The following is a 22,091-nucleotide window of genomic DNA, read 5'->3' on the forward strand; positions in this document are numbered from 1 at the left end:
CACGGCGCGTCCCCAGCACAGCGATGGTGGTAAGAATGGAGAATTTGGACTGTTGAATGAGGAGTGATGAAGGCCGCGACACGGGAGTCGCGGACGCGTACGTCGAAGGAGGTTGCGATGTCGGAAACGAGGACGAGAGAGAAGTCATCGCCGAGAGATATTCAGAAGCGCGCGTTCGAGTTTGCGCTGCGCGTAGTGAATTTGCATCGGCACCTGCAATCGCAGGATAGCGCTGCACGAACGTTGTCCGGGCAGATTCTGCGGTCAGGAACCTCCATCGGCGCGAATTTGGAGGAGGCGAGCGCCGGGCAGAGCAAGGCGGACTTCGTCTCCAAATGCGCCATCGCTCTCAAGGAAGCGCGTGAGACGCACTACTGGCTTCGATTGCTCGCCGCGTCGGAGATTGTGCCATCCGACCGCCTGGAGCCGTTGACGCACGAGGCTGACGAGTTGATTTCCATTCTGACGACGATCGTGCGTAAAGCTTCGCCCGCGCGAAAAACGTGATTGCCGTCGACAAAATGCGGCTCGAATTTCTCCATTCAACATTCAAAATTCCCAGTCGGTCGTCATTTGCGACCCCGGATGTCGCATGGTCCGTTTACCAATGTTTACACGAGCCCCGCGGATCAGCCCGTCGGACGAAGTCCGGCGCGAGGCGGGATCGCCGGCTTACCGGGAGAGAGGAGTCGAGATGACACGGAAGATGAGCGATTACGATCAAACGCAACTGGTTGCCATCCATGCGTGGAAGAGCCCGGCGCTCGGATGGTTTGGCCGGGCGATGGAGGAAATCAGTCGGCGAGTGGATCTCACGGCGCAGAAAGTTCTGGACGTTCCGGGTGTCGGATTCGTGCTGGAAAAGGGCTTCGGTGGACTGGTGTCGGTGCTCAACGACGCGGCCATCTGGTCGGTGCGACCCGATGCGATCATCGAGGACTTTCACAAGCACGGTCACGGCGAAGTGAACGCGATCGCGGACATTCGCGGCGTCATGCTGAAGGACGTCGACGAGACGATCGGCTACCTGGCCGCTAAATACAAAGGCATCGCACTGGCCGAGGGCGCGGCGACGGGATCGGCCGGCATTTTCGGCATTCCCGCGGATATCGTCGCGCTCCTCGCGCTGAACCTGCGTGCAATCGGCGAATACGCGACGTACTGCGGATTCGACGTTTCGGAACAGTCCGAGCGACTGTTCGCGCTCAACGTTTTGGGGCTCGCGTCGAGCCCATCCGATGCGTCGAAGCAGTTGGCCATGGCGCAACTTGCGAAGATCGCGAAAGAGGTCGCAAGGAAAAAGACGTGGAAGCAGCTTGAGGAACATGCGTTCGTGCAGATCCTTCAAAAGATCGCGCAAGGGCTCGGTATTCGATTGACCAAGGCGAAGCTCGCCGAGGCGATTCCGATTGTGGGCGGCCTCGTGGGCGCTGGCTTCAACGCGTACTACACGAGCAGGGTTTGCGACGCGGCGTATTTCCTCTATCGCGAGCGCTTTCTCGCGGAGAAGTACGGCGAAGACCTTATCAAGGGTGTCGGGAAAGAACCGGCGGATTTCGAGCCGGATTTTTCGAAGGATTGAAGGGCGTGCGTTGCGCCTGAATCGAACCATAAAACAGGAGAGAGCCGTGAGAATCGTTTTGGCTTTGGTCGTCGCGTCGAGTCTCGTCGTCCCCGCGTTGGCGTTCGCGCAGGCGGTTTCGCCGCAGGGTCCGCAGGTGGTTTTGCAGGTCGAGGAAAAAGATCCGGCGCACGCGCGGGCCATGGCGTTGTGGCCGATCTTCGGTCCCATCGCGGGGGCGAACTACGCGGGGTCGTCGCCGGATTCGGGCAATATCCCCGAGAGCCTGAAGCGGACGGCGCGGACGTACGCGCTCGCAAATACGGGCGAGATCCTCGGGATCGCCGCACTGGGATACTTCGTCGGACAGGGCACGGAAAGCGAGGACAAGAAGATCGTCACCGAAGCGGACGGATCGAAGAAACAGGTCACGGAGGAGGACCACAACGGTCGGTGGATCGGGCTGGGCGTCGGCGCGGGCGTCGGGCTCATCGTCGCGACGATCACGAACACCGGTGCGGGCGCGAAGTATGCAGACTACTGCGTGCGTTACAACCGCAAGCTCTACGAGAAGTTTCAGTGGACGCCGCCGCAGGTGAGCGTGGGGCCGAACGGCGAAACGAGCGTGGCGCCGGCGGTGCGTTTCCGATAGAAGGACGGGTGGCGCGGGTCGTCGTTTGCGCGGCGGCCCGTGCGAGCGACAGCTCGAATCAGAGCGGAAATCTGCTCGCGAGGGTGAGCGAAGATGGAACCGAACAAGCGAAGCTGGTCTGAATCCTTTCGCAATTTCGCCGTCGGGTTGCAGGCGTTTTTTCTCGCGTTGCACGCGCTTGTGAAACTTCTTCTGAGTGCGGGAGCCGTCGCCCTGGTTGTTGTCCTCCTCTCCAACTCCCACGGCGCGCTGGGCTGGATCGGCGAGCGGGTGCAGGGTATTTACCAGGTTCTGAAGCCGCAGCATCGCGTGACCACGACGGAACTGCAGACGATCATTACCAACCACGCGATCTTCGAACTCGCGACGTTCGAAAAACGGCTCACCCTACCCGTGTTCATCTCGGATACGGCTGAATACGGGATCGTCCCGGTGGGTCATTCGGAATTCACATGCGATTTCAATTGGGCCATCAAAGCGGGCTTCGATGTTTCTGGTGTGGAGGTGACGGGCGACCCGGGCTCGTCGATCATCGTGATGCTGCCGGAGCCAAAAATTTTGAGCGTGGATGTGGATTTCAGCGAGCAGTGTTTGAGAAATGAGGATAACCGCGGAGTCGCTGCAGATGCCTTCGAAAAATTCTTCAAGACGGAGTATTCGAGGCTCAAGCGTAGAGCGCAGCAGAAGGCTGTGGCCGACGGAATTCTCGCGGACGCGTATCAAAACGCCCAAAGTCGCCTGGGCCTTTTCATTCGCCATCTTGTGGACGACGACAACGTTCAAATCGAGTTTGTGGTGCGAGATATGCAGTTCCGACCGAAAGACTGAAATCGCGTTCTTCGCGTAAACATCGGAGTGACCTCTTGATCGACCCCTGGCGCTCGCTGCTGCGCGATGTTCGCGTTCTGCCTTATCGACTGCAACTCGATGTCGATCGCGAGGCCGTGACCGTGCCGATGCTGCGCGGCGTGTGGGGTCGCGCGCTGCGCATGCTGGACGAGGGCATCTACGACGAGGTCTTCACGGAGCATCACGGCGGACCGTTCTACGTTTGCCGTCCCGCGGACACGCAGCCGCAGCGCGGCGCGGCGATCGAGTGGTTCCTGTTCGGCCCGGCGATTGCGCGCGCGGACACCTTGCGTCGCGCGTGGGACACTGCCGGCGGGATGGGCTACGGGCAGGCGCGGGAGCCCTTCGCTGTGCGCGGTGCGGTCGCGCTCGATCCCGATGGCCGCGAGCAACCGTCCGCGAAGCCGTGGACGATGGATCGCGCGACGTGGCCGCTTGCGGGCAAACCGGAAACCACACCGTGCCGCATCGAGTTTTCGTACCCGGTGCGTCTGATGCGGCAGGGGCGGTTGATCGAAAATCCGACACTCGCGGACATCGCGGTCACTGCGATTCGGCGGTTCACAATGCTGGGAGCGAAATCGGAAGGCAGCGACCTGACGACGCGGTCGGTGGCGGAAGTCGCGCGCGGAATCGCGGCGCATCCGTGGGAGGGCGAGCCGCTCGACTTCGTGCGTTACTCGGGCCGCCAGCACCGCGAGGTGGAGCAGCGCGGCGTGGCGGGCTCGCTCATCTTGCCGGAGGGTCCGGGATCGCTCTGGCCGCTGCTCGCCGCGGCGCAATGGACGCACATCGGCAAGGGGTGCGTGATGGGGATGGGGCGGCTGGAAATCGGGAAACTGTGATCGCAGGAATCGTTCGATCCGATGGCGCAACGTAGAGCGAGTCCGTACGATGCTAAACGGAACGCAAAATAATCAATCAGACAACCTTGTCGCCTGATTCCCATTCGTCGTTCTTTGCGAATCGCGGATTTGTTGTGGTTGCATCAAATACATCTTGGTCTAGGATTCCCCCATGCGTTTCCTTCGCATCGCTCTCGCTAACGGTCTCGCCGGCACCTTCGCGCTGGATGAAGGAACATGGTTCGTCGGCCGCGATTCGGGTTGCGCATTTGTGATCGCCGATGACAGCGTCTCGCGCCGGCACGCGCGAGTGGATGTAACCGGCGACGTGGTCGTCATCGAGGATCTCGGCAGCAAAAACGGCGTCCTCGTCAACGGAGCGCCGATCACCCGCGCGAATCTCACGCCGGGGGACGCGGTGCACATCGGGGACGTGCGTGCGATGTTTGTCGAGTCGGCGATCGGCAATGAGCCGCCGCGCCCCTCGACCACCCTCGTCGTCGAGCGAAGCAATGGCCCTGTGGAGCAGCGCTTGCGTCTGTTTTACGAACTCGCGGACTGCGCCGCGCAGTCACCGTCGCCCGCGGACGTCGTCGCGCGCGCGCTCGACATCGTGGGGCGTCACCTGGATTGCGAGAATGCTTATCTCGACCTTTACGACGAGATCGAGCAACGACTTGCCGGCGGGTTCATCCGGAACTTCGGTCCAGCTCCGGGCGACTTCGTCATTTCACGCACGATCCTCGACCGCGTGATGCGCACGGGTCGCGGCGTGATCGTCCGCGATGCCGCCGTGGATGACGAGTTGCACGACAAGGCAAGCGTCGTGCAATCGGGCGTGCGCTCGATCATGTGCGTACCGTTGCAGGTCGCGGGCGCCGTGGACGGCGTGCTCTACGTCGACACGCGTTCGCGCGTGAAGGAATACGGCGCGTCGGATATCGAGTTCCTCGATGCGTACGCCTCCATGCTCGGCGCGGTCCTGCGCACGCGGCGCAGCCTCCACGAAATGGGGCTGCGTAACGAGGAACTCGCGTCGCGCTCCGAAGGACCCGAGCTCGTCGGCGAAAGCGCGGTCATGGATCGCACGCGCACGCAGATTCGCCGCATGGCATGCCGCGGCGACGCGCACGTGCTCATCACCGGCGAAACCGGCGTCGGCAAGGATATCGCCGCCCATCTGCTGCACCGCTGGTCCTCGCGCGCGAACAAGCCCTTCGAGGTCCTCAATTGCGCCGCCGTGCCGCGCGATCTGCTCGAGAGCGAACTCTTCGGCCATGTCAAGGGCGCGTTCACGTCGGCGAACCGCGACCGGCGCGGTCTGTTCGAACTCGCCGACGGCGGTGTGCTCTTTCTCGACGAGATCGGCGAACTCCCGCTCGATCTGCAAAGCAAGCTCCTGCGCGTGCTGGAAGACGGCGTGATCCGTCCCATCGGCTCATCGGCGCCGGTGCGCTCCGTGGATGTTCGCGTCGTCGCGGCGACGAACCGCGATCTGCGCGCGATGATCCGAGCGGGGACGTTTCGCGAGGATCTCTTCCATCGCCTCGGCGTGCTCGAAATCGCCATGCCGCCGCTGCGCGACCACGCCGGCGACATTCCCGCGCTCGCGCGCATGTTCTTGCATCGGCTCGGGCGGCGCATCAACGCGACGGCCGAGCGCTTCTCGCCCGCCGCCCTCGACGTGCTGACGAAGCGCCCGTGGCCGGGCAATGTGCGCGAATTGCGAAACGTTGTTCACCACGCTCTGGTGCAGTGCGAGGAGTACGTCATCGAGCCGGCCCACCTGAAATTCACCGCGGACGACGACGAGGACGACGCCTCCCCGTCTTCGCCCCCGAGTGCCGCGGCGGAGGCCGACGCGACGCGCCCCCTCGAGGCGCTCGCGCACGACATCGAGGCGCTCGAACGTACGAGAATTCTCGCGGCGCTGGGGCGTCACCATTGGAATCGATCCTTGGCCGCGTCGGAACTCGGGATTGCGCGCAAGACGCTCTGGATTAAGATGAAAAAGTATCACCTCATCTGAAATCGAGGGTGCGTCGCGTGGCGTCCGAATCGGATCGACGCAGAATCGGCCCCTATCTGCTTCTCCAACGCATTGGGGAAGGCGGAATGGGGGAGGTTCATCGCGCGCGGCGCGAGGGCGCGGGCGGATTCGACAAAACCTTCGCTCTCAAGATCATTCGCGGCGACCCCGCATCCATCGAAGCCCGGCGCGACGCCTTCCTCCACGAAGCCCGCGTCTGCGCGCGGCTCGCGCACCAGAACATCGTCCACGCGGTCGATTTCGGCATCGACGGCGACGTCATGTACCTCGTCATGGAGGATGTCGAGGGCGTCAACCTGCGCGACGTGCTGGAGACGCGGCACCCGTCGGGCGAGACCGTGCCGCCGGTCGCGGCGCTCGGCATCGCGGTGGATGTGTTGCGCGGGCTGGAACACGCGCACGGGCGCGCGGACGACGCGGGCCGCCCCCTCGGCCTCGTGCACCGCGACCTGACGCCGAACAACATCCTGCTTTCGCGCGAAGGCGCGGTGAAAATCGCCGACTTCGGCGTGGCGAAATCGGCATTGGCCGGCGCACGATCGTCCCCGGGTGAGATCAAAGGCAAATTCCCCTACATGTCTCCCGAGCAGATCGCGGGCACGCGCGTCGATGCGCGCTCCGACCTCTTCTCGCTCGGCGTCGTCATCCACGAAATGTGGACCGGACGGCGGCCATTCGACGGCGCGAACGCATCCGAGGTGATGGCGGCGATCTGCCGGTGCGACCGCGACGCGCCCTCGTACGACGGCATCCCCGACGACGTGGCGAACGCTCTGCGTCGTCTGCTCGCGCACGCGCCCGACGACCGATACGCGAATGCGGGCGAGGCGCTGCGTGCGTTCGAGGACCTGCTGGTCGCGCGCGGCGGCGTGGCAGGACGCGAGGTGCGAGAGCTCGTCCGCCGCGTAGCGCCCGAACCCACCGCGCCGCGAACCCCTGGCAATCTCTCCACGCGCACGGGGCGGGTCGTTCGCCGCGACGCACCGACACCGCCCCCCGAGCCTGCGGGCACGGGCGAACCGCCGCCCACTCTGGCCGTCGCGCCCCGGCGGCGAAGCTGGGCCTACGCACTCGCTCTCGTGGTAGCAGTCGCCGTCGCAGCGTGGCTGTTCACAGGCGGATCGCGGGGGCGAACGGAATCAGCGAGCCCGAACGCATCGTCGATCATGTCGGCGTCGTCGCCGACGCCCGAGACGCCGGAGGAATCGTCCGCGATTGTCACGACAACCATTGCGACGACGACACTTCCGCCCGTCTCGCCGACGCCGAAATCCACGCCGACGCCAACTCCGCCGCCCGCCGCTCCCGTCGCGGTCGCCCCCGCGCCCGAAGCCCTCGCTCCGGGATTTTTGCGTGTGGGTGATCTCGTGCCCTATGCCGACGTCGTCATCGACGGACGCTCCGTGGACACGACGCCGACCGGACGCATTCCACTTCCGCCCGGCGCTCACCGCGTCCTGCTGAAAAACGATCCGGCCGGTAAGCGTGCGTCGGTCGAGGCGCACGTCGTGTCAGGCGAGACCTTCACCATCACGACGTGGCCCGAGTGACGGGTAGGGTGGCGAGTAACGGCGCGACTCATTCTGTGGCGCGGGGAAACACGGTGTTACGCGCGCGTAACACGTCGATGGGCGCAGGCATGAGCCCCAGTATCGGTGACCGGGTCGAACCCCATGAAATCAAAAGGATTTTCGCCATGCATGATCTCGCGCACAAACTTGGCCCGGCCCTTGCTTATTTAACCGACCGTATCTCGGAACTATTTGGAAACGGGCTGCGAACGCAGCCGGGTCGGAAACGGCGAACCGTCATGCGCGCGGCGAGGATCGTTCGGATCATGATCGCCCTCGCGGCGATCGGCGCGATGCGGGGCCCGGAGACGGCCCGGGCGCAGGATCCGGCGCAGGATGCGACATGCGCGTCGCTCACCAGGGCGGGGCTCGCGTCGTACCAGGCGCTGGAGTACGAAGCGGCCCGGCAGTCGCTGCTCGCGGCGACGCAGCGCGTGTGCGGGACGAGCGAACTGGTGGTCATTCACGTCACACTGGCGAGGATCGCGGTGGCGCAGGGACGGGAAACCGAAGCACGGGACGAGATGAAGCAGGCGCTTCGTCTCGACCCGTATCTGGTCCTCGATCCGCTGACCTCGCCCAAGGTGCTCGCGGCGCTCAATCAGGCGCGCGAGGAGATCTCGGACGAACTCGTCGAACGACCGCCCGCCAAGCCGGATACCCCAACGGCCGCGGGCGTGTCTGTTCGCGAAAACGCGTCCGGCCGGGAGAAGGCGGGCTGGGCGTTCGTCGGCGCGGGGATCGCGTCGCTGACGACGTCGGCGGCGTTTTTCACGCTCGCTAGGGTCGAGAACGAAAAGCAGCGCGACGCCGCCGACCGCGAGGACTGGCAGGAACGCGACACGCACTGGGGCCGCACGAACGCCTACGCCAACGCGGGCTGGATCGGAGCCGGGCTCGGCGCGGTCGCGATGGGGACGGGGGGGATTTTGCTGTGGGGTGGAGACGGCGCTTCGGACAAGAATTCGCCGAGCGCGATGCGAACGAGATCGAAAACGCCCGCCTTGGCCCTCGGGCCGTGCGGGGTGAGCGTGCTGATGAACTTCTAGCGTTTCGATAATCTGTAGTTTTGGAGGATGAATCATGCGTTCGTCGACACTGGTCGTGTGCTTCTTTGCGGTTCTTGGGTTTTGCATTACACTTGCCGCGTCATCTTGCGGTGACGACGATGACGTCGAAACATTGTCCGAGTCAAGTATACGTACTTCACATTCGGGAGGAGGAAGTTGGAAGCTGAAGATAGCAAAAACGTCGACATTTGCACTCGCGAAAGCATCCTTGCTTTCAGAAATGCCGAAAACCGATGACGAAGATGAATATATGCGTGTTGATCGTGTAGAAAGAGATCTTCTTTCGTTGCTGGATGTAGCGTGTAAAGAACTTGAAATCGACCCTAACGATCTTTTCGAGCAAGATGTTGAGACGCTTCTATACATAATGATAAGTGGCGGAGAATTCGAAATTAACGGAAAAGGATTGTTGGTTCAAAAGCTATTCAAAGATCAAGATGAGATAGATACTAGTCCCATTGACGGTTATCGTAGAGCAGTTTCCGATAGTTCGTCGGAGTCGCAAGATTATGACTCCACCGTCAGCCAAAACAATTCAAGCACAAATTACTGCAATGAATCGTTGTTAACGGTTGGAAATTATCCAGGTCTGGGAAATTATTATGTATATTTGAAAAATGGGTCTGGTCTAACTTGCCCTGGCGGTACAATAACTAATGCTCAATTGCGAGTCTACGGATGGCAAAATACGGAAAGTAGAAATGTTGCCGTGTGCCGCGCACTAGCATCTTGGGACGAGTGCTCAGTCACGTGGAGTAACAAACCTTCATATACTAGTTGTCAAAATTCAAATTTTAGTTCCGGAACTGGATATCGGTACTTGGAGGCTGATGCCGCTGTATCAGCGTTGTGTCCAAGCAGCCCGAGCAGTTATCGTGGGTTTGTCGTCACAACAGGAACAGGGCCAGATGGATATCAATCGTTCTACTCAAGAGAGAACGGTTCATATTGGGTGTACCTAGTTCTGACTTATGATACATGCGAGCCCAACGCTTGCGACGACGGCAACCCATGTACGACTGACTCATACGACGGTTGCCATTGTCAGCATACGAATAATTCCAATTCGTGCGACGATGGCCAATACTGCACAATCAACGATCATTGCAGCGGCGGTTCCTGCGTGAGCGGAGGAAGCCGAAACTGCGCGAATGCGAACTACTGCGATGGAGTTGAGTACTGCAACGAAGGTACAAATTCCTGTGTTTCTCCCGGAAATCCGTGTTCGGACGACGGCCAGTATTGCAACGGCACGGAGTCGTGTAACGAAGGAGGCGATTCCTGCCAGCATTCCGGAAATCCCTGTCCGGACAACGGTCAGTACTGCGATGGCCCGGAGTCGTGTAATGAAGGGACCAACTCGTGCGATAGCCCGGACCCGTGCGGGGACGACGGGCAGTTCTGCAACGGTGCGGAGGGCTGCAATGAAACGATCAATCAGTGTACACACGCGGGCGACCCATGCGACGCCGGCGAGACATGCAACGAGCCAACTGACCAATGTTTCGACTGTGTTTCGGACGGGGACTGCAACGATGGCAACGCATGCACGGACGACGCGTGTATTTCGAACACATGCCAACACACGAATAACACAAATTCGTGCGATGACGGACTATACTGTACGGTCAACGACCAGTGCGGCGGCGGATCGTGCTCAGGCACGGCAAGGGATTGTGACGACGGCCTATTCTGCACCGGAGTGGAGTCGTGCTCGGAACTGCTGAATCAGTGCACGGCGGGAAATTCACCATGCGGTGCGGAGCAACAGTGCCTGGAGGATAGCGATCAGTGCGTCCAGTGTCTGAGCGCGACGGACTGCGACGACACAAATCCTTGCACCGACGACTCCTGTTCGGTTAGCGGCTCGTGCGAACACGCAAACAACAGCGCGGCCTGCGATGACAGTAATCTCTGCACCGAATCGGATTCCTGCTCAGCGGGAAACTGCATCGGTACTCCGAAGGAATGCACTGAAGGTGAAATGTGCAACGATGCCACGGGAAACTGCGAACCTGCCGCTGACGACGACACTGCGGATGACGACACCGACGACGATGTCGACGATGACACGGATGACGACTCGGCTGACGACGATGCCGACGATGACTCGGACGACGACTCCGGTGACGACGACAGCTTGGATGACGACGCGGCGGACGACGACGACGATGACGATGACGACGACGGCGGCTCGTGCGGCTGCTGATCTCTGAGGCGACGATTGCGGGACTCCGGGTGCGTGGCTCGGAGTCTCGTTGCTATTGCGGGGCACCCAGACTGCCTTGAATCACGTCACTCACCGGACTACCATCGACGCATGAAGACGTCGTATCGGAAGAGGACCGCGAAAGGACTCCCGCCGAAATTCGGAACGAGCCTGCAATTCGCGATGAGCAAAACGCGGGCGATCTGGATCGCCATCGCGATCATCGTGGTCGGGGCCATGTGCGTCACCGCGTGTTTCTCGCGAGACGGCGAGCCGGGGCCTTCCGGATTTGAGCGAATGACCGTCTCTAAATCGAAATCTTCGTACGAAGAGATCGCGGGCATTGACATCGGCTATGGGGCGGATTCCGTCGTCTTCGACGATGCGACCGACTTGTTGTACGCCTCGATTTTCGACCCTGTCGGTACCGTGTTTGTCATTTCCTTGGAAGACCAGTCGATAGCCAAGACCACGGCGGTGAGTCCCGGCATGCATTTGGAGACGGCGCTGGCGGGCGATGGCCGTTTTCTCTTCGTCACCAACTATGACATCCTCTCGTCTCCGGGCGACACCGTCGTCCGGATCGACACGCACGACGGGCTGTCGCAACGCGGAATGACCGTAGGCTCGTGGCCGTGTGGTGTGCGTGCAGACGCGGCGGGAGAGCGGGTGTTCGTCGTCACGGGTTGCGACAATCGGGCCCCGACGGAAGACACCGGAAGCGGCTTCGCAATGATCGATGCCGCTGCGTTTAATGAAGCAAACACCTCGTTTTTTGACGTTCCGGAGACCGAGTTCGGAGAACTGAACGTCGCCGCACCGGACCCTGTGGATCGAAACGTCGTTTATCTACTCTCGGACACCAACGGCGAGAGCAAAAACCACCTGTATTCGATGTCGCTTGAAAACGGCGAGATCGGAGATTCTTTGTCGCTCGAATGCAAGACGGAAGAGTCCTATCCCGGTCGAACCTTCGCAGACATTCGTGTGCGAGAAAACGATATCTGGTTCATGCAGGGTCGTTGCCGGCGACTCGTCGGCATCGACAAGGAGTCGAATTCCGTACTGAAGACGATAGAATTGGGATGTTTTAGTTCGGGGCTGGCGATCCGTCATGACGGAATCGCGGCCGTGTCCTGCATCGAGGATCACGAAATTCGGCTGATCGATCTCTCGAATGGGAAAGAAATCGAAGCGATCCAAGGCGTTCATACGGGGGCTGCGTTGTCCTTCGATGAAACTGGCGATTATTTATTTGTCGCGGATTATTATATCGGCTTAGTTCGAATATTTCGCCGTCAGAATCAGTGATTTATTTTTATTGCAGGGTCTCCAGCCGAATATTGTCGATCCACGCGTGCGCTGCTGAATCGGCGTACAGATCATAGCCGACAATCGAATAGCCAAGATAGGGGACCGGATCTTCGGTCCAAACTTCCGAATTTTCGATCTTTAAGATGCGGGTGACGACACTCGATCGTCGCTCGGTAAAAGTCACATCGACGCCATCCCATAGGATCTCATTGCTCATCCAGACCCCCGCTTCCCACGCATCGTCACCGAGGTATTCGGCGTAGAAGTAGGGGAACACGCTGATCCCCACCGCGTGTCCCGGGTCGGCGAAGCCGTAGATGGCCTGAATGATCGCTCGGTCTCTGTCCAGGCTCTCGGTGAGGAACATCAGCCCGGCGTTCGCTCCCCAAGTCAGGTCGCGGATCTTGATCTCATACGTCAGCCGAATCGGCCCGAACTCGAATCCCATCGCGGCGAGGTCGACATAGGCGTATCCGTGCGTGACCTCGCCGCCTTCCATCGTAAGGAAGAAGCACTCGCAGGTGGGATCCCAGTAGTACTTCTCCGGATCGCTCACGGACCAGCCGGGATCGTCGTGGAAATCCTCGAAGTACGCGAACGGCTCCGACGTCTGTCCGTCGTCGTTCGACTTGTCGAGCAAAGGCGCGCCGGAATCTGCGTCTTCCCGCTCGCCGTCGCGCGCGTAGCAGCCCGCGACGACGATCGTCGCCACGACGACCGACAATCGAATGACGATCCCCGAAATTCGCATTGCCCTACCTCGCCCATGAAGTCACGCCACTATCGCATATCGCGTTCGCCTGTGCCCGTAAAGGGTTGCGTAACCGATGTTGACTTTTTTCAACTCGCCGGAACAATCAAAGGACATGTACATCATCGGAGGGGGAATCGATGCCGGCAACTCACGGACGGTCGTTTTGTCGCGGTTGCGCTCTGGCGGCACTTCTCTTCGCGGCGTCATCTCTTTTTTCCGCCTGCTACTCCCGCTCGGGCGAAGACCCCGGGGACGACGCGTACGTGCCGCCGTCGCTCAGTGCCGCGGAGACGGAGTACGAGCAGGTCGCGGTGGTCGATGTCGGCCTCGGCGTATACGCGATCGCGTACGATCGATTCGCGCGCGTAGTTTACTCCACGCTGTGGGACACGACAGGCGTGGTGAGCTCCATCGCGGTGGACGACGCCGCGATCGTGGATTCGACGATTGTCACGCCGGGTCTGCACGGACGCACGGCACTCGGCGCGGACGGTCGATACCTGTTCGTGACGAACTACGACATAGAAACCGAGCCGGGCGACACGGTCGTGCGTCTGGATACGCAGAATGATTTCGCGCCCGTCGGTCTGGACCTCGGCGTCTGGCCGTGCGGCGCGTTCGCCGATGCCGCAGGCGATCGCGTGTTCGTCGTGACGGGCTGCGACGGACGAAACCCCGTCGAGGACACCGGCAGCGGATTCGCCGTCGTCGACGTGGAAAACTTCGACGCCGATCACGCCGAGTTCATTGCCCTCGACGAGACGACATACGGCGAGACGAAGTCTGTCGTACCCGATCCCGATGACCCGGACTCGGTCTGGTTGCTCGCCCTGCACAACGGCACCGCGAATCTGACGATCCTGCGCGTTACTCTCGCCTCCGGCGACGTCACCGCGTCGCTGCCGATTGTGGCCGAACTCGACGACAACCGGCCCGACGGAACACTGACGACGCTCACTTACGCTGACGGCGCGCTGTGGCTGTCGCAGGGTCACGCGAGCCGACTGCTGAAGATCGAAAAGGATCTTTCCGGAATCGAAGAGGAATACGATCTGCCGTTCCACGCGGCGGGAATCGCGGTGCGTCCCGATGGTGTGCTGGCGATGGCCGATCTCGAGGACCATAAAATTCGTCTGGTCGACCTCGCGGATTTCAGCGAGCTGGCGACGTTCGGCGCGGTCCACACCGGCGGCGCGCTCGCGTTCGACGAGGATGGCGACGATCTGTATGTCGGGGACTCGGTGGTGGGCGTCGTCCGCATCTTTCGGCGCGGCGTGCTGGAGGGCGAATCCGATTGATGCTCAGTCGATCGTCGTGATTCGAATGTTGTCGATCCACCCGTGCGCCGCAGCGCCATCGTAGATGTCGAACCCGACCGAGGAAAACCCCAGGAAAGGCACGGGGTCCTCGGTCCACACCTCCGCATCTTCAATGGCGAGCACGCGGCTCACGATGCCCGAGCGCCGCTCGGTGAGTGTCACGTCGCGACCGTCCCATACGATTTCGTGCGTCATCCAGATGCCGGTTTCCCACGCGTCGTCGCCGAAGTATGTTTCGAACACGAATGGAAATACGCCCAGATACAGCGCGCGGCCGCCGTCGGTTAACGAATACTGCGCGCGTATCACGGCGCGATCGACGTCGAGATCCGGCGTGAGCCACATGAGGCCAAGGTTGGCGCCGTGATTCAGGTCGTCGACTCGTATGTCATACGTCAACCGAATAGGCCCGAACTCGAATCCCATCGCGGCGAGGTCGACGTAGGCGTAGTCGCGCGTGACCTCGCCGCCCTCCATCGTGAGGAAGAAGCACTCGCAGGACGCGTCCCAGAAGTATCGCTCGGTGTCGCTGACCGACCAATCAGGATCGGAGTTGAAATCCTCCGAGTAATCGAATGGCGCGGCCGTCTTGCCCGCGTCGTTCGACTTGTCGAGCAACGGCGCACCGACATCCGCGTCGTCCCGCCCGCCGTCGCGCGCGTAGCACCCCGCAAACAGAGCTGCGAGCAACGCAACGAGCGCGAACATTCTGAGCACGGTGCTGGACTCCGACGGGGATGTGGGATCTATAGCACATCCCCAATATGCTCAACTACCCGGATCTCGCCGCCGATTTCGACGAAGGGCTATTCTGTCCCCCCTCTGAAGGCGAGACACATGAAGGTGGGTCGAATCGAGCCGCCGCATCCGGCAGGCGGCGGTCGCCCGGACGGCGATCACGACGAGGCCACGGGGGACTCTGCTCATGGGCTGCCGGCCCCAGTGAACGGTCGTCAAATCGGCGCCCGTAATTTGACGACGGAGAGGCTCGGACGAGGGCCGACGACCAACGCCGGGCGAGACTTTGGAAAGTGATTCGGTCGAAATTCTCGCTTCGCGTGAGCACGGGATATGACCACCCAGGGTGACGCACGTGCGGATGTTTTTTTTCGAGGCGGGAGCTTGAGCAGGATTTGAGGTCGTCCGGGTTCGAGATGGAGAGAAGGTTCACGACCGGCGGTTTCGCCGCGCCGCTTCGTCGGGCTTCAGGAGCCGGTGGATCTCATCGACCATCTGTCGGAAGTCGAAGTAGGCGACCACGACGACCGCGAGAATTCTGGCGATGGTTCGCATGAGACCTTCCTTGGATGGATTCAAAGGTCTTATGGCGAAAAGGGGAGGGGAATTTTCGGTTGAGGACGGGTGTGAGTTGCCGCGCGGAGTTGCTCGTCTGCGGACTCAGTGCGGACTCAAAAGGAAAACGGGCTTGGCGAAAACCGCCAAACCCGTTGATTTCATTGGCTCCTGGGGAGGGACTCGAACCCCCGACAAGGTGGTTAACAGCCACCTGCTCTACCGACTGAGCTACCCAGGAATACCGCCGCGCGCGGGCGCGACGGCGAATCATATTCGCGGTCTATTCGTTGTCAAGCGGTTGGGGCAATTTTTCGCGGCGTGCGTGGTCGCGGTGCGGGGTTGGCCGCGGTCCGGGTCTCGCGTCGGCGAAGTGTTTGTTGACATTGCCGGGACGATTCCCTATAACCCGGCGGCTCGAAGGGGAAAGGACACCGCCATGGCTTCCAACACGATCGTCACGGAATCCAAACGCAAGCACAAGACGCGCGCGCAGAATCTGCCGCGGAAAAAGAAGCTCGAGCGCGACGGCTCCACGCCGAAGTTCCCAATTCATCCGGACAGGGCGCCCGCCGGCAAGTGATCCGGGGCCCGTCAGCTCCCTCCGCTCGCGTTTCGATATAACCCCCGCTCGTCGATGAACCGACGCACACCCTCGTGCAGCTCGGCGGACGTGTCGCCGCCGCGCGCGATCGTTTCGCGCACGCGCGTGCTCGAAATGTCGTGTTCGGGGATGAGGATGTAGAAGATCCGCGTTTTCGGCGACACGCGCACGATGGCGCGTCGGTCGTCGCCCACGAAATCCTTTCCCCACTCGCCGAGCGGCTCCACCAGCGACGGCAGATGCCAGCCCGGGCGGCGCAGAATCGCCCAATCGGCGAGCGGGAGAACGTCGCCGAGTCGATGCCAACCGGCGATCTCCAGGTACGCGTCCACGCCGAGTAGAAACGTGAGATGTGCGTCCGGGTATTCGCGCGCGACGTCCTGGAGCAGGTAGAGCGTATAGCTCTCGCCCTCGCGACGCACTTCCAGATCGCACGCTTCGAGGCCCGTCTCGCCGCGCGTCGCGATTCGCACCATCTCCAAACGGTCCGCCGCGCTCGCGAAGGGACCTTGGTCTTTGTGCGGCGGTCGCGCGCCGGGTACGAGCAGCACGCGGGCGAGGCCGAGCAGTTCCCGCGCGGCTTGCGCGGCGCGGATGTGCCCGAAGTGGATGGGATCGAAGGTCCCGCCCAGAATTCCAATTTTCTCGCCCGGCATGCGCGGGACCCTATCAAATGCCGCGCACGAAGCAAACCGCATCTCGACAGCAAACGCGATTCTCGACATCATCTGCGCGGCTTGCGCTTCGGGGAGAGGAAAGTGCCGGACATTTTTGCGCAATCGCTGGCGAAACCGCTCGTGCTCGTGCACGCGCTGGCGGGATTTGTCGCGGCGGCGACGGCGATTCATCTCGCCGTGCACGCGACGACGGGCCTTCGGCGCGGCGCGTTTCCCGCGCGGGGACGCACGTACGCTGTCGTGATGGCGTCGGCGTTTGCGGTGTGCGTCGCGACGGGGCTCGCCGCTTACCCGAGCTTTCGCGTCCACATCCGCGGTCTGTTCCTGGATCGATTCGCTCCGGCGATGACGGCGGTTTTCGAGATCAAGGAACACCTGGGCGCGCTGGTCGTTCCGTTCGTGGCGCTCGCGCTCATCTTGGAACGCGCGGCCCGCACGGAGCGATCGGCGCACAGCGCGAAACTTTTCGTCACGACGGCGTGGATCGCGGCGGCGACGCTCGCCGCGTGCGTGGTGATGGGGCTCGTCGTCACGATGGAACGGGGCGTCTGACCCATGAATGCAAAAGCGCGAATTGCGTGGTGGGCGGCGGCGGCGGCGTTTCTGTCGGCACTTCTGATTTCGGACCTCGCGCACTGGGCGCGACCGGTGTACGCGCCCATCGAGCACGCATGGGCGTTCGGGCTCAAGGTTCCCGGCGCGCTCGTTTCCATGCACCTGTTCGGCAAGATCTTCTGGGGTGCGTTCGGAGGCGCGGCGGGATATCTCGCCGGTCTGGCCGGGGGACGCGCGCTCTCGAATGAGGTCGCCGCCGTGCGTCTCGAAAAGTGTCTCGCATGGGCTGCGCTCGCCGTGTTCGTCGCGGCTGTTGCCGTGTACATCGTGGAAAATCTCCACGCGACGCCGGTTCCGCTGGCGTTGCCGGGCCCGCCGCTCGCGGGATAACATCGCCGGGCGATCACAGGCAAAGGACATTTCGTGGACCGCAAAGCCGCACTCGAACTCCTGGAACGCGTCGCGCAGGGCGAAGCAGCGCCGAGCGATGCGCTGGATTCGCTCGCCCGCGAGCCCTTCGAGGATCTGGGTTTCGCCAAGCTCGACCATCACCGCGCGCTGCGTCGCGGGTTTCCCGAGGTGATCTTTGCCGAGAGCAAGACGGCGGGGCAGCTCGTCGCGCTCGTCGGGCGCATGCTCGATTCGTGCTCGCCGCTGCTCGTCACGCGCGTATCGCCCGAGAAGGCGCAGGCGGTGCTCACGGCGTATCCCGATCTCGACTATCACGAGGCGGCGCGGACGCTCGCCAAGGGCGCGCTCGCCGAGGGTGGGCGCGGCGTGATCGCCGTGATCTCGGCGGGGACGTCCGACATCCCTGTCGCCGAGGAAGCGGCGGTGACCGCGCGGGTTTTCGGCAACCGGGTCGAAACGATTTTCGATGTCGGCGTGGCGGGGTTGCACCGGTTGGCGGCGGCGCGCGATGCACTCGGGCGCGCGTCGGTGGTGATCGTCGTCGCGGGCATGGAGGGCGCGCTGGCCTCGGTGGTCGGCGGACTCGTCGCGGTGCCGGTCGTCGGCGTTCCGACGAGCGTGGGCTACGGCGCGAGTTTCGGCGGCGTCGCGGCGCTCCTGTCCATGCTCAATTCCTGCGCGGGCGGCGTGAGCGTGGTAAACATCGACAACGGGTACGGCGCGGCGGTGGTGGCGTCGCTCATCAACAGAGGCGGTCCGGAAGGCATGCGCGGCAGGCCGGGGGAAACCCCGTGACGACGCTTTATCTCGACGCCTTCGCGGGGATCGCGGGCGACATGTGGCTCGCGGCGATGTGCGATCTGGGTTTCGACGAGGCGGAGCTCGCACCGATCCTCGCAGCGCTCGATCTTTCCGCCGATGCGGTGCGGGTCGCCACGGTGCGCCGCGGCGCGTTGGCGTGCCGGAAGTTCGAGTTCGACGAAGTTCACGAACACCATCACCACGATAACCATCACGAGCACGACGTTCATGCGCACGATCACGACCATGCGCACCAAGAAGACGCACACAGCCGGGGGCGGCTGCGCCACACGTCGGATGGTGACCCCGCGCCGCACGAGCACCACCACCATCGGCCGTATTCGCAAATTCGCGACCTGATCGCGTCGCTGCCGTATGCCGCACGCGTGCGCGAGCGCGCGCAGGAGGCGATGGCGAAGCTCGCGGCGGCCGAGGCGAAAATCCACGGCATTGAGATCGACCGGGTGCACTTTCACGAGGTCGGCGCCGAGGACAGCATCGTCGATGTGGTGGGGGTGTGCGTCGCGCTGGAGCGCCTCGGCGTCACGCGGCTCGTTTGTTCGCCGCTGCCGACGGGCACGGGATTCGTCGACTGCGCGCATGGGCGTCTTCCGCTTCCCGCGCCGGCGACGCTCGAATTGATGCGCGGGATGCCGACGTTTCCCTCAGGGCAATCCGTCGAGCAGGTGACGCCGACGGCGGCGGCGTTGCTCGCGGCGCTCGCCGATGAATTCGGCGCCATGCCCGCGGGGGTGATTCGCGCGGTGGGTTACGGCGCGGGAAGCCGCGACGATGGCGGCCCGACGCCCAACGCCGTGCGCGCGGTGCTTCTGGACGAGACCGCGGCGGGCCGCGAAGCCGGCAAGACGCTGCTCGTCGAGGCGAGCATCGACGACATGAACCCGCAACTGTTCCCCGCGCTCTCGGATGCACTCGTGCTCGCCGGCGCGCTCGACGTATGCGCGATCGCGTGCGTCGGCAAGAAGGGGCGGCCGGGGCTTCTGGTGCGCATGGTCGTCAAACCCGATCGGCTCGATGCGGTCAGCGACGCGCTCTTCGCCGAATCGACGACAATCGGCCTGCGGTTCTGGGAGACGGGACGAGTCGTGGGAGAGCGGGAGATGCGGACGGTATCGACCGAGTTCGGCCCGGTCGGTGTCAAGATCACGCGGCGGATGGGTCGCATCGTGAACGTCCAGCCGGAGTATCGCGATTGCGAGGCGGCGGCTCGGTCGAACCGCGTGGCCGTGAAGCGCGTGATGCAGGCCGCGTCGGCGGCGAGTCTCGATTTTTGGACGGAATAACGACGGGAAATCAGCCGCCGCAGATGCCGCCGCCGTCGTCCTCGTCACGCTCTTTCTTCGGCGAATCGACCGTGACCGTGACGGCCGCGGAGTCGCTTTTTCCGAGCGCGTCGGTGACCGTGAGGACGACGTTGAATTCCCCGCCCTCGGTGAATGTGTACTCGATCGACGGTCCCTGCTTCAGTTCCAGATCGGGCAACGACCAGGAATAGTGATCGAGGTTGTTGTCGGGATCGGTCGACGCTTCGCCGGAAAATTTGATCGTGAGCGGCGCGCGTCCCGAAAGCTTGTCGGTCACGATGACGGCGTCGGGCGGACTGTTGGGGGCGACCTCGCCGAGGTAATCCAGAGCCTCGGCGGCATCGACCTCGCCGTAGCCGATCATCTCGTCCCAATCTTCGTAATCCGAGCGCGCGGTGTCGATCATGGCCTTCTTGATGTCTTCATTCAGGTACGCGTTCGGTCCGACCGCCGCGATCAAGAGTGCCGCGACACCCGCCGCGTGCGGACTGGCCACCGAGGTGCCGTAGGCGCCGTAATATCCGATCCCCTCGGCACCCCAGGTCTGCTGGACGATGCCTTCACCGGGGGCGACGAGCGCGAGTCCGTCTCCGTAATTCGAGAACGAGGATCGCTGCACCGACCCGCTGCTTCCGTGCGGGGCGGATGAGCCGATCGCGATGGTGTTGGCATACCCCGCCGGGTAGTTGACCCACGATGTGCCGTCGTTTCCGGTGGCCGCGAAAACCATCAGGTTGTTGTCGTGGGCGTAATTGACGGCGCTGTTCGAAACTCCGGAGAAATCGCCGCCGCCGAGCGACATGTTGATGACGTGCGCGCCGTTGTCCGTCGCCCAGTTGATGGCCGAGGCGATGTCGCCGTCGTACGCGCCGCCGTCGCCGTCGGGAAACACCTTGAGCGGCATGATCTTCGCGCTCGGCGCGATTCCCGCGCAGCCGATCCCGTTATTCGTCGCTTCGGCGATGACGTTGGCGACGTGCGATCCGTGGCCGATGAAGTCCTGCACGTTGTCGTCTCCGCCCCAGAAGTCGTAGGGATCGACCAGCTCGGCGGCGTCGTCCATCCCCGAGCGGTAGCCCGAGTCGATGACGGCCACGATGATGCCTTCGCCGAAGGTCGTCTCCCAGGCGTCGGGAACGTTGATCTGCGGAAAATTCGACTGGTACGACGCGTACATCGGGTCGTTCGGCGAAAACGACGGCTCATGACGGTAGTCGGGCCACGCCGATTCGATTCCCGGCACGGCCGCGGCGGCGTCGAGGGCTTCCCCGAGCGACCAGTCCGCAGGGACGGCGAGGGTGAGAAACGCCGTGTGGGCGGGCAGGGTGATGGTGGCCTTTTCGGTGGGTGACACCGCACGGATTCGCCCGTCCAGCGTGTGGATGCGCGAAACACGCAGTCCCTCGGCGGCGATCAGCCCGGGCAATTTCGCGTCTTGCGGCACGCTCGGAATCACGAGAATCCGGTCCGCCGCCGCGAGATGACCGTGGTATTCCGCGTCGCCGGCGAACGCGGGCGTCGCGACCGCGCACAGGATCGAAAACAGAACCGCGAAACGAAACGTCATTCCAACTCTACCCTTCCGAATGGCCGGTGACGGCCCTTATAGGCTACGGCAGCCTGAAAAAACAACCATGAGCGACGGCAGGATTGCGACTCAAAACTTGACGGGTATCGCGAAGATTCGACGCACCGCGTCGAAATAGCCCAAAAAATATTCGTTGCACCCCCCGGGGTTTTCGTGTAAACAGCGGCGCAATCGCTTCGATGACGAAGCCTTGGAGGAACCCCGATGAAGCTCGAAAAGATCCTGTGGCTGGCCTTGGTGGCCTCTCTGGTGCTCGCCCTCGGCAGCGTCGTGGCCTGCGGCGATGATGACGACGATGACGACGACGACGCCACCGGCGACGATGATGACGACGACGACGATGCGGCCGACGACGATTCGACCGGCGATGACGACGACGACGCGGTGTCTGAGTGCGAGGCGTGGTACACGGAGTGCGGCGTCGATGACGCCGGTTACTGCGATTCGCTCGGCAGCTACGTCGGCCTCGGCGAGTGCTGGGACGCGGCGATCGCCAACCTGTTCGACTGCCTCGTTGGGGCGGGTTGCTCGGACAGCGAAGCCATTGGCGCCTGCTCGTCCGAATTCGTGAGCGCCATCAGCGGCTGCTAATCCCAGAATTGGTGTATTCGAAAAACCCGGGCTTCGGCCCGGGTTTTTCATT

General features: G+C 62.7%; 21 protein-coding genes and 1 tRNA gene. 17 read left to right on the top strand and 5 right to left on the bottom strand.

Annotated elements, in window-relative coordinates:
- Positions 1–117 precede the first annotated feature (117 nt).
- From IT350_05660 to IT350_05705, 10 genes are all read left to right on the top strand, one after another.
- Positions 118–507, top strand: a complete 390-nt coding sequence (locus IT350_05660) for a four helix bundle protein (protein MCC6157521.1) — start codon at positions 118–120, stop codon at positions 505–507.
- Positions 508–694: 187 nt separating this feature from the next.
- Positions 695–1,582, top strand: coding sequence for an EcsC family protein (locus IT350_05665; GenBank protein ID MCC6157522.1), 888 nt, complete (start codon positions 695–697; stop codon positions 1,580–1,582).
- A 46-nt stretch (positions 1,583–1,628) separates the two neighbouring features.
- Positions 1,629–2,213 (top strand): hypothetical protein, encoded by a 585-nt coding sequence (locus IT350_05670; GenBank protein ID MCC6157523.1) that lies wholly within the window; start codon positions 1,629–1,631, stop codon positions 2,211–2,213.
- Between the two features lie 93 nt (positions 2,214–2,306).
- Positions 2,307–3,041: a DUF4230 domain-containing protein gene (locus tag IT350_05675; GenBank protein ID MCC6157524.1), complete on the top strand. Its 735-nt coding sequence runs from the start codon at positions 2,307–2,309 to the stop codon at positions 3,039–3,041.
- 35 nt (positions 3,042–3,076) lie between these two features.
- The gene (gene cas6, locus IT350_05680) at positions 3,077–3,907 is read left to right on the top strand and encodes a CRISPR system precrRNA processing endoribonuclease RAMP protein Cas6 (protein ID MCC6157525.1); all 831 of its coding nucleotides are present in this window, start codon (positions 3,077–3,079) and stop codon (positions 3,905–3,907) included.
- 172 nt (positions 3,908–4,079) lie between these two features.
- Positions 4,080–5,936 carry a sigma 54-interacting transcriptional regulator gene (locus IT350_05685; GenBank protein MCC6157526.1) on the top strand — a complete coding sequence of 619 codons (1,857 nt, stop codon included), beginning with the start codon at positions 4,080–4,082 and terminating at the stop codon, positions 5,934–5,936.
- An 86-nt stretch (positions 5,937–6,022) separates the two neighbouring features.
- Positions 6,023–7,507 (top strand): serine/threonine protein kinase, encoded by a 1,485-nt coding sequence (locus tag IT350_05690; GenBank protein ID MCC6157527.1) that lies wholly within the window; start codon positions 6,023–6,025, stop codon positions 7,505–7,507.
- A gap of 260 nt (positions 7,508–7,767) precedes the next feature.
- A complete protein-coding gene (locus IT350_05695; GenBank protein ID MCC6157528.1) occupies positions 7,768–8,577 on the top strand; it encodes a hypothetical protein in 810 nt (269 codons plus the stop codon).
- Between the two features lie 34 nt (positions 8,578–8,611).
- Entirely contained in the window at positions 8,612–10,807 is a 2,196-nt protein-coding gene (locus IT350_05700; protein ID MCC6157529.1) for a DNRLRE domain-containing protein, read from the top strand.
- Positions 10,808–10,990: 183 nt separating this feature from the next.
- Positions 10,991–12,118: a hypothetical protein gene (locus IT350_05705; GenBank protein MCC6157530.1), complete on the top strand. Its 1,128-nt coding sequence runs from the start codon at positions 10,991–10,993 to the stop codon at positions 12,116–12,118.
- A 7-nt stretch (positions 12,119–12,125) separates the two neighbouring features.
- Here the strand turns inward: IT350_05705 and IT350_05710 are convergent, their stop codons facing one another.
- Entirely contained in the window at positions 12,126–12,872 is a 747-nt protein-coding gene (locus IT350_05710; protein MCC6157531.1) for a hypothetical protein, read from the bottom strand.
- Between the two features lie 140 nt (positions 12,873–13,012).
- On the opposite strand from IT350_05710, the gene IT350_05715 reads away from it, so the two are divergent.
- A complete protein-coding gene (locus IT350_05715; protein MCC6157532.1) occupies positions 13,013–14,173 on the top strand; it encodes a hypothetical protein in 1,161 nt (386 codons plus the stop codon).
- 3 nt (positions 14,174–14,176) lie between these two features.
- Here the strand turns inward: IT350_05715 and IT350_05720 are convergent, their stop codons facing one another.
- Complete coding sequence (locus tag IT350_05720; protein ID MCC6157533.1) at positions 14,177–14,911, bottom strand: hypothetical protein; 735 nt, start codon at positions 14,909–14,911, stop codon at positions 14,177–14,179.
- Positions 14,912–15,652: 741 nt separating this feature from the next.
- A tRNA-Asn gene (locus IT350_05725) sits at positions 15,653–15,728 on the bottom strand.
- An 84-nt stretch (positions 15,729–15,812) separates the two neighbouring features.
- Here IT350_05725 and IT350_05730 point away from each other — a divergent pair.
- The gene (locus tag IT350_05730; protein ID MCC6157534.1) at positions 15,813–16,070 is read left to right on the top strand and encodes a hypothetical protein; all 258 of its coding nucleotides are present in this window, start codon (positions 15,813–15,815) and stop codon (positions 16,068–16,070) included.
- Positions 16,071–16,081: 11 nt separating this feature from the next.
- On the opposite strand, the gene nadD is transcribed toward IT350_05730, so the two are convergent.
- The gene (gene nadD, locus IT350_05735) at positions 16,082–16,747 is read right to left on the bottom strand and encodes a nicotinate (nicotinamide) nucleotide adenylyltransferase (GenBank protein MCC6157535.1); all 666 of its coding nucleotides are present in this window, start codon (positions 16,745–16,747) and stop codon (positions 16,082–16,084) included.
- Between the two features lie 102 nt (positions 16,748–16,849).
- Between nadD and IT350_05740 the strand changes: the two genes are divergently transcribed.
- The 4 genes from IT350_05740 to larC are packed head-to-tail and all read left to right on the top strand — an operon-like array spanning position 16,850 to position 19,839.
- Positions 16,850–17,320 carry a hypothetical protein gene (locus IT350_05740; protein MCC6157536.1) on the top strand — a complete coding sequence of 157 codons (471 nt, stop codon included), beginning with the start codon at positions 16,850–16,852 and terminating at the stop codon, positions 17,318–17,320.
- Positions 17,321–17,323: 3 nt separating this feature from the next.
- Positions 17,324–17,713: a hypothetical protein gene (locus IT350_05745; GenBank protein ID MCC6157537.1), complete on the top strand. Its 390-nt coding sequence runs from the start codon at positions 17,324–17,326 to the stop codon at positions 17,711–17,713.
- A gap of 33 nt (positions 17,714–17,746) precedes the next feature.
- On the top strand, positions 17,747–18,529 hold the full coding sequence (gene larB / locus IT350_05750; GenBank protein ID MCC6157538.1) for a nickel pincer cofactor biosynthesis protein LarB: 783 nt from the start codon (positions 17,747–17,749) through the stop codon (positions 18,527–18,529).
- Positions 18,526–19,839: a nickel pincer cofactor biosynthesis protein LarC gene (gene larC, locus IT350_05755; protein MCC6157539.1), complete on the top strand. Its 1,314-nt coding sequence runs from the start codon at positions 18,526–18,528 to the stop codon at positions 19,837–19,839. The genes larB and larC overlap by 4 nt, the downstream gene beginning before the upstream one ends.
- Before the next feature lie 10 nt (positions 19,840–19,849).
- Here the strand turns inward: larC and IT350_05760 are convergent, their stop codons facing one another.
- Positions 19,850–21,427: a S8 family serine peptidase gene (locus tag IT350_05760; GenBank protein MCC6157540.1), complete on the bottom strand. Its 1,578-nt coding sequence runs from the start codon at positions 21,425–21,427 to the stop codon at positions 19,850–19,852.
- Positions 21,428–21,652: 225 nt separating this feature from the next.
- On the opposite strand from IT350_05760, the gene IT350_05765 reads away from it, so the two are divergent.
- Positions 21,653–22,039 carry a hypothetical protein gene (locus IT350_05765; GenBank protein ID MCC6157541.1) on the top strand — a complete coding sequence of 129 codons (387 nt, stop codon included), beginning with the start codon at positions 21,653–21,655 and terminating at the stop codon, positions 22,037–22,039.
- Positions 22,040–22,091: the final 52 nt, after the last annotated feature.

This window comes from Deltaproteobacteria bacterium (genome assembly GCA_020845895.1).
Taxonomy (GTDB): Bacteria; Lernaellota; Lernaellaia; order JACKCT01; family JACKCT01; genus JADLEX01.

Bases quoted from the DNA above. Each gene is read 5' to 3' on its own strand.
- IT350_05685 (MCC6157526.1), top strand. From the start codon at position 4,080: ATGCGTTTCCTTCGCATCGCTCTCGCTAACGGTCTCGCCGGCACCTTC.
- IT350_05745 (MCC6157537.1), top strand. From the start codon at position 17,324: ATGAATGCAAAAGCGCGAATTGCGTGGTGGGCGGCGGCGGCGGCGTTT.
- IT350_05710 (MCC6157531.1), bottom strand. From the start codon at position 12,872: ATGCGAATTTCGGGGATCGTCATTCGATTGTCGGTCGTCGTGGCGACG.
- IT350_05765 (MCC6157541.1), top strand. From the start codon at position 21,653: ATGAAGCTCGAAAAGATCCTGTGGCTGGCCTTGGTGGCCTCTCTGGTG.
- IT350_05705 (MCC6157530.1), top strand. From the start codon at position 10,991: ATGAGCAAAACGCGGGCGATCTGGATCGCCATCGCGATCATCGTGGTC.
- nadD (MCC6157535.1), bottom strand. From the start codon at position 16,747: ATGCCGGGCGAGAAAATTGGAATTCTGGGCGGGACCTTCGATCCCATC.
- IT350_05715 (MCC6157532.1), top strand. From the start codon at position 13,013: ATGCCGGCAACTCACGGACGGTCGTTTTGTCGCGGTTGCGCTCTGGCG.
- IT350_05690 (MCC6157527.1), top strand. From the start codon at position 6,023: ATGGGGGAGGTTCATCGCGCGCGGCGCGAGGGCGCGGGCGGATTCGAC.
- IT350_05665 (MCC6157522.1), top strand. From the start codon at position 695: ATGACACGGAAGATGAGCGATTACGATCAAACGCAACTGGTTGCCATC.
- IT350_05675 (MCC6157524.1), top strand. From the start codon at position 2,307: ATGGAACCGAACAAGCGAAGCTGGTCTGAATCCTTTCGCAATTTCGCC.
- IT350_05660 (MCC6157521.1), top strand. From the start codon at position 118: ATGTCGGAAACGAGGACGAGAGAGAAGTCATCGCCGAGAGATATTCAG.
- IT350_05760 (MCC6157540.1), bottom strand. From the start codon at position 21,427: ATGACGTTTCGTTTCGCGGTTCTGTTTTCGATCCTGTGCGCGGTCGCG.
- IT350_05700 (MCC6157529.1), top strand. From the start codon at position 8,612: ATGCGTTCGTCGACACTGGTCGTGTGCTTCTTTGCGGTTCTTGGGTTT.
- IT350_05695 (MCC6157528.1), top strand. From the start codon at position 7,768: ATGCGCGCGGCGAGGATCGTTCGGATCATGATCGCCCTCGCGGCGATC.